At 60.9% G+C, this 12,648-nt stretch carries 13 protein-coding genes; 4 read left to right on the top strand and 9 right to left on the bottom strand.

Annotated features, from left to right (window positions below; genetic code table 11):
• Nucleotides 1-16 precede the first annotated feature (16 nt).
• From tilS to fliW, 3 genes are all read right to left on the bottom strand, one after another.
• Entirely contained in the window at nucleotides 17-1,402 is a 1,386-nt protein-coding gene (gene tilS, locus O9X62_RS13335; protein ID WP_269533397.1) for a tRNA lysidine(34) synthetase TilS, read from the bottom strand.
• Nucleotides 1,371-2,339 (bottom strand): acetyl-CoA carboxylase carboxyltransferase subunit alpha, encoded by a 969-nt coding sequence (locus O9X62_RS13340; protein WP_269533398.1) that lies wholly within the window; start codon nucleotides 2,337-2,339, stop codon nucleotides 1,371-1,373. The genes tilS and O9X62_RS13340 overlap by 32 nt, the downstream gene beginning before the upstream one ends.
• 136 nt (nucleotides 2,340-2,475) lie before the next feature.
• Nucleotides 2,476-2,895: a flagellar assembly protein FliW gene (fliW, locus tag O9X62_RS13345; protein ID WP_269533399.1), complete on the bottom strand. Its 420-nt coding sequence runs from the start codon at nucleotides 2,893-2,895 to the stop codon at nucleotides 2,476-2,478.
• A gap of 190 nt (nucleotides 2,896-3,085) precedes the next feature.
• On the opposite strand from fliW, the gene flgM reads away from it, so the two are divergent.
• The 3 genes from flgM (at nucleotide 3,086) to sugE (ending at nucleotide 4,364) form a co-directional block, all read left to right on the top strand.
• A complete protein-coding gene (gene flgM, locus O9X62_RS13350) occupies nucleotides 3,086-3,394 on the top strand; it encodes a flagellar biosynthesis anti-sigma factor FlgM (protein ID WP_269533400.1) in 309 nt (102 codons plus the stop codon).
• 117 nt (nucleotides 3,395-3,511) lie between these two features.
• Nucleotides 3,512-3,994 carry a flagella synthesis protein FlgN gene (locus O9X62_RS13355; protein WP_269533402.1) on the top strand — a complete coding sequence of 161 codons (483 nt, stop codon included), beginning with the start codon at nucleotides 3,512-3,514 and terminating at the stop codon, nucleotides 3,992-3,994.
• A gap of 49 nt (nucleotides 3,995-4,043) precedes the next feature.
• A complete protein-coding gene (sugE, locus tag O9X62_RS13360) occupies nucleotides 4,044-4,364 on the top strand; it encodes a quaternary ammonium compound efflux SMR transporter SugE (RefSeq protein ID WP_269533404.1) in 321 nt (106 codons plus the stop codon).
• 42 nt (nucleotides 4,365-4,406) lie between these two features.
• Here the strand turns inward: sugE and motD are convergent, their stop codons facing one another.
• From motD to O9X62_RS13385, 5 genes are all read right to left on the bottom strand, one after another.
• Nucleotides 4,407-5,198, bottom strand: a complete 792-nt coding sequence (motD, locus tag O9X62_RS13365) for a flagellar motor protein MotD (protein ID WP_269533405.1) — start codon at nucleotides 5,196-5,198, stop codon at nucleotides 4,407-4,409.
• A 61-nt stretch (nucleotides 5,199-5,259) separates the two neighbouring features.
• Complete coding sequence (locus tag O9X62_RS13370) at nucleotides 5,260-6,210, bottom strand: S49 family peptidase (RefSeq protein ID WP_269533406.1); 951 nt, start codon at nucleotides 6,208-6,210, stop codon at nucleotides 5,260-5,262.
• A gap of 15 nt (nucleotides 6,211-6,225) precedes the next feature.
• The gene (locus O9X62_RS13375; RefSeq protein WP_269533407.1) at nucleotides 6,226-6,597 is read right to left on the bottom strand and encodes a Rieske 2Fe-2S domain-containing protein; all 372 of its coding nucleotides are present in this window, start codon (nucleotides 6,595-6,597) and stop codon (nucleotides 6,226-6,228) included.
• The gene (locus O9X62_RS13380) at nucleotides 6,590-7,246 is read right to left on the bottom strand and encodes an HAD-IIIA family hydrolase (protein ID WP_269533408.1); all 657 of its coding nucleotides are present in this window, start codon (nucleotides 7,244-7,246) and stop codon (nucleotides 6,590-6,592) included. Before O9X62_RS13380 ends, O9X62_RS13375 begins: the two co-directional genes overlap by 8 nt.
• The gene (locus tag O9X62_RS13385; protein ID WP_269533409.1) at nucleotides 7,243-8,187 is read right to left on the bottom strand and encodes an RluA family pseudouridine synthase; all 945 of its coding nucleotides are present in this window, start codon (nucleotides 8,185-8,187) and stop codon (nucleotides 7,243-7,245) included. The genes O9X62_RS13380 and O9X62_RS13385 overlap by 4 nt, the downstream gene beginning before the upstream one ends.
• A 554-nt stretch (nucleotides 8,188-8,741) precedes the next feature.
• Between O9X62_RS13385 and O9X62_RS13390 the strand changes: the two genes are divergently transcribed.
• Nucleotides 8,742-11,693 carry an Rne/Rng family ribonuclease gene (locus O9X62_RS13390; protein WP_269533410.1) on the top strand — a complete coding sequence of 984 codons (2,952 nt, stop codon included), beginning with the start codon at nucleotides 8,742-8,744 and terminating at the stop codon, nucleotides 11,691-11,693.
• Between the two features lie 79 nt (nucleotides 11,694-11,772).
• On the opposite strand, the gene O9X62_RS13395 is transcribed toward O9X62_RS13390, so the two are convergent.
• On the bottom strand, nucleotides 11,773-12,639 hold the full coding sequence (locus O9X62_RS13395; RefSeq protein WP_269533411.1) for a pirin family protein: 867 nt from the start codon (nucleotides 12,637-12,639) through the stop codon (nucleotides 11,773-11,775).
• Nucleotides 12,640-12,648 lie beyond the last annotated feature (9 nt).

Here is a 12,648-nt window from a genome sequence, read left to right on the forward strand (position 1 = left end):
ATTGTCGGTTCGATCACTACCCCTCGGAGTGGTCGCCACCCAAGGGACAGTCCGGCCAGTCATCGGGCAACCAGATAGGTAACCAACCCGACAGCGCATCAGGGTCGGAAGTTGGGAAACCTGCCGCTGCAACAAGTTGCTCTCCCCGCCAGATCAGGGGCCAGGCATCACGCAGCCAAGGCGGGACATCTGCCTCTTGGTAAAGATGCTTGATCAGGCGAGACGGACCGCCCGGGCGCATCCGGAGGCGCTCGCCCCCCTGCCGCGGCTTTGCCATCCAGATTGCGGTTGCGTCCACCCGACCATCCGACCGGTCAATCTCGCCCCGCCGCCAATGCAAACGGCCACGCCAAGCCGGCAATTCGACATCGACACCCGGCACGACCAAGGTCGCCACGGGTGCCGCCGGCAAACCCGACACCCAGACCTGATCGCGAAAACGCCGCACACATCGATCGGCCAAGCGCAGGCAAGGCTGGGCATCATCGGGCGCAGCCAGCAGTAACTGACTTAACGCGACAATCTGCGCGGCATCCGGACGCACGCCTTGGCGTGCCAGAAACCACCGCAACAAATTATGTCGACGCGGTAGCGATAAAGCCACCATTCTCGCCAGCGGCAACCGTAGCGCCGGTGTGCCACCCGCAGCCTCGCCAGCATCCAGTGCGGCGAGCTCATCCAGCAAATCTGCCGCATCCGCAAAATGCCCTGCAGCCCTTGCCATGGAGGCCGCCGCATGAGGGAAGCGCTTGCTCAGCGGCGCCAGCACGCCGTGCCGTATCCAGTTGCGGTCGAATGTCAGGCTTGCGTTGCTGTCGTCATCCACCCAGACCAACTGATGGTGACTTGCATAGCTCAGCAGGGTATGGCGCGACTCCTGCAGCAGCGGCCGCCAGACGGCAGTCTCAGGCCCCAAGTTGCGACGCGGCGGAATGGCCGCCGCCCCGTGCACGCCCGCACCGCGAGCCAAACGATACAGCAGGGTTTCTGCCTGATCGTCCATGTGGTGGCCAAGCACCAGCCAGCGACAATCCAGACTCGCATAGGCTGCGTAACGGCGCGCGCGCGCGCGCGCCTCCAGGCTTTCTGCGGCAGCCGCATCAAGCGTCACATGCTGATGAATGAACGGTATCTGCCATTGCGCACTGATCGATGCACAATGACGCAGCCAGTCATCTGCATGAGGGCTCAGGCCGTGATGGACATGGAAAGCCCGCAGATCAAAAGGGATCTCCGCCCGCAAGCGGCTGAACAGATGCAACAGGACCGTCGAATCCAGACCACCCGAGTAGCCAATGACTACACGGGTATCACGCAGGCCCTGTGCCTCGACCCGCGCCTTGAGCCGATCATAGAGACCCTGCGCAGGATCAGTCGACGGCCACTTCCTTGAAGCGGCCATAGCTCATCAATCGATCAAAGCGGGTTTGCAGCAACTGCTCCGGCGGCCTCTCCTGCAATGTCTTGAGCGCCTCGGTCAGTGCCTTGCGCATGGAAGCCATCAGCGATTCAGGGTCACGGTGAGCACCACCGACAGGTTCATTGATCACCTTGTCGATCAGCCCCAACGTTTTGAGCCGGCTGGCCGTGATGCCCAGCGTCTCGGCGGCCTCGGGTGCCTTTTCTGCACTCTTCCACAGGATGGACGCACAGCCCTCAGGCGAGATCACCGAGTAGGTGGAGTACTGCAGCATCTGCACGACATCGCCAACCGCGATCGCCAGCGCGCCACCCGAGCCTCCCTCGCCAATCACGGTAACGATGACCGGCACCTTGAGTTTGGCCATCTCGAACAGATTGCGGCCAATGGCCTCGGATTGCCCTCGCTCTTCGGCGCCGATACCGGGATACGCACCCGGTGTATCCACAAACGTAAAGATGGGCATACCGAATTTTTCGGCCAAGCGCATCAGACGGAGCGCCTTGCGATACCCCTCAGGGCGGGGCATCCCGAAATTACGATAGATCTTTTCCTTGGTGTCACGGCCCTTCTGATGGCCAATGACCATGACGGGCTGGCCATTGAGGCGCGCCATGCCACCCACAATGGCGGCATCATCCGCATAGGCACGATCACCATGCAGCTCTTCAAAGTCGGTGAACAGCTCGCGAACATAATCGAGCGTGTAGGGCCGCTGCGGGTGGCGAGCAACCTGAGATATCTGCCATGGGGTGAGCTTGGCGTAGATAGTCTTGGTCAGTTCCTGGCTCTTCTTGCGCAGGTGATCAATTTCAACCGAGATATCGACCGCAGAATCATCCTGGACGAAACGCAGTTCTTCGATCTTGCCTTCGAGTTCGGCAATCGGTTGTTCAAAATCAAGAAAAGTAGTTTTCATGCTGACGGCAGGCCGCGTGAATCACGCGCTCCAGTGGCGCCGGGTATCCGGCGAAGTCGCGCCATTATGGCGAAACCTGCAAAGCCCGCAAGATTGACAAACCACCCGTTCAAGCAGCCGTCCGGCAGAAAACCCCTCAATTACGGGGATTGAAGACCAACTCCGGCTGCACGCCTGTCTTCTGGAATGCCAGTTTTGCTGAGGCATTGAGAACGATAGGCGACTGCATGTTGGCGCGAATTCCGCTTTCGCCAGTATCCCGACTCAAGGTCAACAGCAGCAGGATCTCGCAACCTTCCTGCCAGTTGATCAGTGCGCTCTCCGCATCGTCGAGATCAAGCTTGTAGGGCAATCCCAGCATGCTTGCATCGAGCACATTGAGTACTACCGCCGTATCATCAACCGATTGCAGCCACATCACGACCGGATCAGGACTTTCCTGATGCAGCAGCTTGAAACGCTTGCAGTGCTCGAACCCGGGCAAGCCGGAAGGGAAAGTGATGATGGAGGCCTCATCAATCTCAAGCGTGCCAAAACGGGGGGTGACCAGCTGCATGAGGAACTCCTGACGGTTCAAGTTGCAGCGAATCTAGCCGAAATCCATGGTGAGCGCCAAGCACCTTGCGGACAGACGAATGGTCCCGATATTTTTTTGCAATCCGCGCTAAAGTTCCGCTTAAGCCTGTCGATATATCGCGCAAACCATAGACAGGACCTGACCCCTCGATGGGTCAAGGAGCAAAACCATGAAAATCGACAACACAGGCAAGCCGCTAGGCGCAGTCAATGCGCGAGGCGACGCGCGCGCTGCGAAAGGTGAGGGCCGGGATAGTGCGGCCAGCACCGAGGTGCAGTCCGACAGCGTTGATATCAAGTCGTTCAGCGCCCGCCTCGCCACTCTGGAGGCCGCCCTCTCGACCCAACCCGCCGTGGATGAAGCCAAGGTAGCCGAGATCCGCAAAGCCATCAGCGAAGGGCGATTCAGTGTTCAGGCCGAAGCCATTGCCGACCGCTTGATCGCGAGCGTCAAGGAACTGCTTTCCGACAAGCACTGACGGTTGTCGCACAACGCGGCATACTTCACTGCAACGCCGGCCCGCCGCTAACCCGGCCGCCGGCGTTTTGCATTTGCTCCACCGTCGATACGACCCGCCCTGCCAGAAAGCCCCACCATGACCGCGACTGCACTGCAGACAGCCCTGGAATCCGAGCTGGAATACATCCGCCAGTTCGTCACCCTGCTTGAGCAGGAGCAGGCATCGCTGATTGCCAATACCCTGATGGAGCTTGATCCACTCACCAAGCAGAAAGCGGCGCTCGCACAGACGCTGGAAGCACTGGCCAAGGATCGCAAGCGGCTCTTCGTTGCCAATGGTGTCACTTTGTCGGACGACCCACCCCACCTCATGACCGCGATACGCCTGTTGCCCCCAGAGTTGTTGGCGCCCATTGCCAGCATCTGGGTCAATATCATTCAGGCGGCCCGTCAGGCCAGCGCGCTCAACAATACAAACGGGCAACTGATCGCGACCCGGCAACAACAGAACCAGCAGCTCATGGTCCTGCTACAGGCCAGCCAGCAAGCCAATCTCTCGTACGATGCCTACGGCCAGCCCCGCCTTTCACGGCCAAGCGGTTCACTGGGCAAGGTTTAGGCACCACCCCTATCGTCGGCAAAACAAGCTCAGCCCAGGAGAAAGCATCATGGCGTGGTGGATATTGCTGCTGGCGGGACTATTGGAGATCGGCTGGGCCATCGGGCTCAAGTACTCTGCCGGCTTTACCCGCCTGTGGCCCAGTGTGGCCACGGTAGTTGCCATGGCCGGCAGCATTGCGCTGCTGGGTCTTGCGATGCGAACGCTGCCACTGGGCACTGCCTATGCAGTCTGGACCGGCATTGGCGCCGTGGGCACCGTAGTGCTGAGTATCTGGCTATTTGGCGAAAGTGCCAGCGCCCCGCGCCTGTTGTGCCTGGGCCTGATCGTGGCTGGCATCATCGGCTTGAAGTTTGTCGAGTCACGCTGACCTTAAACAGTCCGAACAAAGGCTGATTGGCTATCGATCAGATCAGGTCTGTGGTGCAGGCAAGGTGGCGACCGCATCTTTGTCATCCGCCAGAATCTGGATGGTCACCCGACGGTTCCTGGCCCGGCCCTCTGGCGTCTCATTGGACTCCATGCCACGATTGTCACTGTAGCCAATTGCCACAAGCCGCTTGGCACCAACGCCACTGGCTTCGAACAGGCGCACCACCGTACCGGCACGGGCCGCCGACAATTCCCAGTTGGATGGAAACTGTGGTGAGGCAATCGGCACGTTGTCCGTGTGGCCTTCGATCTGGATCAGGTTCTGGCTTGGTGCCAGCTTTCGGGCGATGGCAACCAGCGATTCAGACGACTTCGCATCCAGGGTTGCAGAGCCCACAGGAAACAGCAGACTGGCATTCACCTCGATCGTGATGCCGCGGCTGCTCTCGCTAACCCGCACCTGGCCTTCATCAATCAAGGGGGCAAGTCCCTCACGCAGGTCGGTCGCCATCTCCTTCATGGCCTGCGCCCGCTGCGCCCGCTCCTTGATGATCTGCTGAGCCTGGGCAGCCTCGCGGCGATCTTTGTAGGGCAAGGCGATCAAGGTCTGATTGGCGCCGCCAACCTGGGTCTTGATCAAGGAATCCGTGCTGCTTTCGGGGTTGAATGCCACCGTCAGGGAGTTGGAGAGCACTTTGTACTTGCCCTCGTTGACCTGGGAAATGGCATACATCACCACAAAAAAAGCAAACAGCAGGGTGATGAAATCCGCATAGGACACCAGCCAGCGTTCGTGGTTTTCATGTTCTTCCGGCCGTTTCTTGCGCGCCATCGATGCCTCCCCGCCCCAAAGGAAACAGGCCCGGACGAACCGGGCCTGTGGTTCACAATCCTTACTTTAGACTCAGCTGCAAGCTGCTCGCCAGCTTGGCGCCTGCTTCAGCACCAATACTGCGGGCGAACCGTTGCGCCCAGTCTTCACGCGGCGTGAAGTCGACAATATCCTCCGCCTTGATGACATCGCGCGCCACGACATCTGCACTGCCGAAGCCATCTGCCAGTCCCAGCTGCACACCCCGCTCACCGCTCCAGATCAGGCCAGAGAACATGTCCGGCGACTCCTTGAGACGCTTGCCACGCCCCTTGCGGACCACATCGATGAATTGCTGATGCACTTCGCCCAGCATCTGCTTGGCGAACTCAACCTGCTCGGGCGATTGGGGCGAGAACGGGTCCAGAAAGCCCTTGTTATCACCCGCGGTCAGCAGGCGACGCTCGATACCCAGCTTTTCCATGGTACCGGTAAAGCCGAAGCCATCCATCAAAACACCGATAGAGCCAATCAGGCTGGCCTTATCAACGAAAATCTTGTCGGCCGCCACCGCGACATAGTAACCACCAGAGGCACAGATATCCTCGACCACCACGTAGAGCGGGATATCCGGATGCAACTTGCGCTGGCGCTTGATCTCGTCGTTGATCTGGCCGGCTTGCACCGGACTGCCGCCAGGACTGTTGATCCGCAGGATCACGCCCTTGGTGTTCTTGTCCTTGAAGGCATTCCGCAGCCCTTCATTGATGGTATCGGCATTGGCCGGACTGCCGGCGGCGATCACGCCATCCAGATCAATGAGCGCGGTATGCGGGCCCAGGGTCTTTGCTGTCTCGGCACCATCATGGCTACGCCAGGTCACAATGATGGCCAGCACCAGAAACAGCCAGGTGAGACCGGCAAAGCGGAAAAAAATGCTCCAGTTGCGACCTTTGCGCTGCTCCTTCAGGGCCGTCATCAACACCTTCTCAAGCGTCTGGCGTTCCCACTGCGGTTCGTTCTGTTCACTCATTACTTTGCTCTCTTATCATTTTGATAGCGGGGCATCAGGCAGGAAATACACCTCGCCCGCTTCCTCCACCGCAACCAGCTTGGTCAGCCTCGCACCCTTGCAAGGTCCGCCCAGGCACAAGCCTGTATCCGGCCTATAGTAAGCGCCGTGTGTTGCACAGATCAAATAGCTGCGGCTTAGGTCGAAGAAATCACCTTCGTTGAAATCGAGTTCGATCGGAATATGGGCGCACTGGTTCAGATAGGCATGGACCTCGCCTCCCCAGCGCACCACAAACGCCGGCGCGGGGACACCGCGCCATTCGGCATCGAATCGCTTCCCCAGACCACCTTCTGGCAAATCCGCCGAGGCGCAGATGCGCCACTTGCGCGAGGGTGTATCAGCCATGCTTGCGCAACCAGCTGTCCAGCTCGGTAAAGCTGTCAAAGAGGCCCAGAGGGGCCATCGCTGCTAGATCCTCTCTGGGGTGGGCGCCGTAGCTCACGGCCAGTGAGGCGGTGTTGGCATTCACGGCCATCTGCAGATCATGCGTGGTATCACCCACCATGACGGCCCGGCTGGTATCGACCTCCAGCACCTCAAGTAATTCTTCGATCATCTGGGGATGAGGCTTGGAGTGGCACTCGTCGGCACAGCGGGTAGCATCGAAACAGACGCCCAAGCCGGTCTGATCCAGCACACGATCCAGTCCACGGCGTGACTTGCCCGTGGCGACGGCGAGCTGGTAGCCAGCCTGCCGATAATGTGCGAGCGCATCCTGCACGCCCTCGAACAAGGCGATTTCACCGTCTCGCGCCAGATAGTGATGCTTGTAAGCCTCTACAATCCGGGCGATTTGGGTGGTGCTAGCCTGCGGCGCAAGATGCTGCATGGCATCACTCAGGCCATAGCCGATCACAAAACTGGCATCTCGGCGGCTGGGCACCGGCAGGCCCGCATCGGCAAAGGCCAGCTGGATCGAGCTGGTAATCAGCGCCGTAGAGTCGGCGAGCGTGCCATCCCAGTCGAATATCAGCAGATCAAAGCGGCGCGTCATGCCAGCGACTCCAGCTTGTTGAGATAAGTCTGCAACTCGGCTGGCACCTCGGCTTCAAATACCAGTGGCTCAGCTGTCAATGGATGATTCAGACTAAGGCGCCATGCGTGCAGGAACATGCGCTTGAGCCCTTCCCGCGCGAGTTGCTTGTTATGGGGGAAGTCCCCGTACTTTTCGTCGCCCAGAATCGGAAAGCCCGATTGGGCGCAGTGCACGCGGATCTGATGTGTCCGCCCCGTCTTGAGTTCGCACTCCAGCAAGGTGGCACCACGATAACGGGCGCGGCGATTGAAGATGGTGTGCGACTCCATACCGTCGGGCGTTACCGATACCCGTCGCTCGCCGTCTTCGGTCACGTATTTGTTCAGCTTGAAACGCACGTGGCGGCGGCCATCGGGGAACTCGCCCTTCACCAGCGCCAGATAGCGTTTGTCCATACCGCGATCGTTGCGCAGCAGCTCGTGCAGCGCGACCAGTGCGCTGCGCTTTTTGGCAATCATCAATACGCCCGAGGTCTCCCGATCAAGCCGGTGTACCAACTCCAGAAACTTGGCTTGGGGACGCTGCGCCCGCAGCTGCTCGATCACACCAAAACTGACACCGCTCCCGCCATGTACGGCCAGGCCTGCAGGTTTGTTGACCACCAGAAGCGCGTCGTCTTCGTATAGAACAGGGAGTGCAGGGCCTCGCGCGGCGGCCGGGTCCGTCTTGCCGGCGTTTTCCGAAAGGCGGATCGGCGGCACACGGATGACGTCACCATCGGCAATCCGGTAGGTGGCATCGGCCCTGCCCTTGTTCACGCGGACCTCTCCGGAGCGGATGATCCGGTAGACCAGCGTCTTGGGCGCGCCCTTGAGATGCTTGACCAGATAGTTGTCGAGCCGCTGGCCTGCTTCTTCGGCCGTGACGGTCAGGTATGAGACTTTGCTAGGGGTGTCCATCTGGCATATACTCACGACGTCCTGAAACCTAGGCAGACCGGTATTGTTTGGCCCGTCTGGCTTGAAGGATCGTCCGTTAATACCGCGGGGTCAAAAGCACCAGCGGTTCTGTAAAGCGACGGATTATCTCACGCGCGACCGACTCGCGCGGCCTTGCCCGCTCTTTCCCCGCGTCTTTTTCTCTCTTGCCGTGTCCATCAACGTGGTCACCCAGCGCGCAAGGCAGACGCAAGCGCTTCATGCGCCGCACCCGGGAGAGCCTCGGCATCGCCGACCAGTCGGTGCGGTTAACGTCGTTCACCGGCAAGCAACGACGACACTGTGACAAAACGCACGACCGGACACCGCAGGCTGATGTTTCTTGCAGACATCAGCCGCTAATACCAAGAACACACCCGTGCGCGGCGACGACTTTCGGCCGCGACGACCTGAAGCAACCCAGGATTCACCGCCTTGCCTATCACACCGCAACGCCTTACCGCCTGAGTCTTCCCTGACGGCTTACCCCCGTCGGTGTGTTCGCCCGTGCCTGTCCGGCGGCGGGAGAACGAAACATGAAACGCATGCTGTTCAATGCGACGCAAGCCGAAGAGCTGCGCGTCGCCATTGTTGACGGTCAGAAACTGATCGACCTCGACATCGAGACCGTCGGCAAAGAACAACGCAAGAGCAATATCTACAAAGCCACCATCACCCGCATCGAGCCCTCGCTCGAAGCCTGCTTTGTCGATTACGGTACCGACCGCCACGGTTTCCTCCCTTTCAAGGAAGTTGCCCGCGCCTACTTCAAGGACGGCGCCGATGGCCGTTCGCGCATCCAGGATGCGCTCAAGGAAGGCATGGAGCTGATCGTCCAGGTTGAAAAGGACGAACGCGGCAACAAGGGCGCCGCCCTCACCACCTTCATCTCGCTGGCAGGCCGTTATCTGGTCCTGATGCCCAACAACCCGCGTGGCGGTGGCGTATCGCGCCGTATTGAGGGTGAGGAGCGTCAGGAACTGCGCGCTACCATGGACCAACTCGACGTGCCGAGCGGCATGTCCATCATTGCCCGCACCGCCGGCATCGGCCGCACCGCCGAAGAGCTGCAATGGGACTTGAACTACCTGCTGCAACTGTGGCGCGCCATTGAAAACGCCGCCGGTTCGCAAAGCGGCCCGTTCCTGATCTATCAGGAAGGCAGCCTTGTAATCCGCGCCATCCGCGATTACTACCAGCCCGATATCGGCGAAATCCTCATCGATACCGAGTTCGTCTGCGATCAGGCCAAGCAGTTCATGAGCCATGTGATGCCCGGTTTCGTGAACCGCGTGAAGCTCTACAAGGACGATGTCCCGCTGTTCTCGCGCTTCCAGATCGAACACCAGATCGAAACAGCCTACTCGCGTGAAGTGGCCCTGCCATCAGGCGGCGCCATCGTGATCGACCACACCGAAGCCTTGGTGTCGGTGGACGTGAACTCGGCGCGCTCGACCAAGGGCGGCGATATCGAAGAGACCGCGCTGCGCACCAACCTCGAAGCCGCCGACGAAATCGCCCGCCAGCTGCGCCTGCGCGACCTGGGCGGCCTCATCGTCATCGACTTCATCGACATGGAAAAGGCCGGCAACCAGCGCGAGGTGGAAAACCGTCTGCGCGAAGCCCTGCACCATGATCGTGCCCGCGTCCAGACCGGCAAGATCTCGCGCTTCGGCCTGATGGAACTGTCGCGCCAGCGCCTGCAACCGAGCCTGGGCGAAACCGCTCACCAGCCTTGCCCTCGCTGCCATGGCACCGGCTTCATCCGCGGTACCGAATCGTCGGCCCTGCACATCCTGCGCATCATCCAGGAAGAGGCGATGAAGGAAAACACGGGCGCCGTACACGCACAGGTGCCGGTCGATGTAGCTACCTTCTTGCTCAACGAGAAGCGTGCCGACATCTTCTCGATCGAATCGCGCCTCAAGGTCAACGTGGTGCTGATTCCGAACATGCACCTCGAAACACCCAACTACAGCATCATCCGCCTGCGCCACGACGATCTGAACCAGATCGACGAAGTGCTGCCCTCGTACAAGATGGTTGAAGCCCCGCCAGAGGAAGAGCACCACCACGGCAAGGGCAAGCCCGAAGCCGATGCCAAGCCGCGTCAGGAAGCGGCTGTCAAGGGTATCACCCCGTCGCAGCCCGCCCCGATCGCACAGGAAAAGGCACCCGTCGTCGAAGCCAAGCCGGGCCTGCTGGCTCGCATCGTCAGCTGGTTCAAGGGCGAAGAAGCAGAAGCCGACAAGCGCCCCGTTCCAGCCAACAAGACTGGTCGCGAGCGCGGTGGCAATCGTCGCGGTGAAGGTGGCCGTCGCGATCGTAACGGCGAGCGCAACAACGAACAGCGCAATGAAGGCCGTCGCAACGAAGGCCGCGGTGGTGGCAAACCACGTATCGAGGAAGACGAACAGCCACGCGAAAAGCGCGAAGGTCGTCGCGAACGCGGCGAAGGTCGCAATAACGAACGTGGCGGCGAAGGCCGTGGGGATCGTCAGGCGCAGAATGAATCGCGCCAGAGCGAGCCGCGCGAAGCCCGTGAGCCGCGTCAGCCCCGTGAGCCACGTGCACCGCGTGAGGCCGGCGAAGCCCGCGCCGAGCGTGAGCCGCGTGAGGGCCGGGCAGAACGTGAACCGCGTGCCGAGCGCGAGCCGCGGGAACCACGCGAGCCACGCCAGCAGAATGAATCACGCAAGGCGCAAGCCGAGGCACGTCAGGCAGCCGCCGCTGCAGCAGCCGAGGCAGGTGAACTGCCAGTGCAACAGAATCTGCTGCCGGCCGATGGCCAGGCGCCTGAAGCCGCCGAGACCAGCGAAGGTCGCGGTCGTCGCCGTCGCGGTCGTCGTGGCGGTCGTGGTGAGCGCAATGCCGAAGGTACGCAAGCCACACAACAGGGTGAAGGCCTTGATCTGGGGACGGAAGCCGCCAGCGTCGAGACGGGTAACGTGGAGGCCGTCGCACCTGCGCCGGTATCCGTGCCAGTAGCAGCGCCCGCCGAGCGCGCTGAAGTTGTGCCCGAAGTGACCCTCCCCGCTGCCGAAGAAGTCAGCCCGGTCGCGTCTGCAGTCGCAGAAGCCGCAGAAGTTGCTGCCCAGGTCAGCGAGGCCCCTGTGGAGGCCGTCGCTTCTGCACCTGTAGCCGCAGAAGCTGCCCCGGTGGTTCAGGCGGAAGTCGCACCGGCACCGGCCGTGCCGACGCCTGAGGTAAGCCCTGTGGCCATGGCAGAAGCCGAGACGGTTGCCGAGCCCCTGCCGAAGGTCGTCGCGGAGGTGGCGCCTGTCGCTGCACCTGCACCCAAGCTACCGGAAATTGCCAGCCCGGAAGCCGTCGGTCTGGTACAAGTCAGCACCAAGGCTTTCGAGCCGGTTGATGTGGCACCGGTCGAGCTGCCGACACGTCGTCGTCGCAGCGAGGTCAAGCCGGACTTGGCTGCCACGCCGGCCTCGCAAGAGCCGCTGGTAATGGTGGAAACCAAGTCTGAATAAACCGCACGTGGCCGGGTAACCGGCTGCAAACAAGAAAGGGCACCAACCGGTGCCCTTTCTTGTTTTGCGCTTTACCCGCTTAGCGTGCAGGCAGCGGTATGAATTCGGTCTCGCCAGGCACGGCGGGGAACCCACCCTCACTCCAGCGCTGCTTGGCGGCCTCGATCAGCTCGCGCCGGCTGGCGACAAAGTTCCACCAGATGAAGCGCGGACCATCCAGCGGCTCACCGCCCAGCACCAGCAAGCGTGTTTCCTGCTGCGCGCTGACCGTCACGGTGACACCGGGTTGCAGAACCGCCAGCTGTCCAGGCAGCAGAGCGACACCATCAATTTCGATGGCGCCACTGGCCAGATAGACGCCACGCTCCGCATGATCAGCCGGGATCTCGAACTGTGCACCCGCCTCCAGTTCACCCGCAACATACAAGGTATCGCCGTAAGTGTGCACGGGAGAGAGCTGCCCATAGGCACGGCCCAGAATCACGCGCAGCTGCACGCCCGGCGTGATGATCAGCGGTAAGCTGGCTGCGGGATGGTGCCAGAAGCCCGGTTCTGCCTGCTCATCCTTCATCGGTAACGCAAACCAGGTCTGAATCCCGTGGATACGCTGGCCGCTGGCACGCACATCGTCCGGCGTGCGCTCGGAGTGAGTCACGCCATGACCTGCTGTCATCCAGTTCACATCACCCGGTCGGATGACCTGTTCGTTGCCCAGACTGTCGCGATGGAAGATTTCACCTTCATAGAGATACGTCACCGTGGCGAGGCCGATATGCGGGTGCGGGCGCACATCCATGCCCTGCCCCGGCGCAAAGACCGCCGGCCCCATATGATCGAAGAAGATAAATGGGCCGACTGCCTGCACAGGCAATGACGGTAACAGGCGCTTAACTGAGAAGCCGCCTATGTCTTTCTCATGCGGCTTGAGCAAATGCAGGATGGACATGCGTCACTC

Source organism: Chitinimonas sp. BJYL2, from assembly GCF_027257935.1.
Lineage (GTDB): Bacteria > Pseudomonadota > Gammaproteobacteria > Burkholderiales > Chitinimonadaceae > Chitinimonas.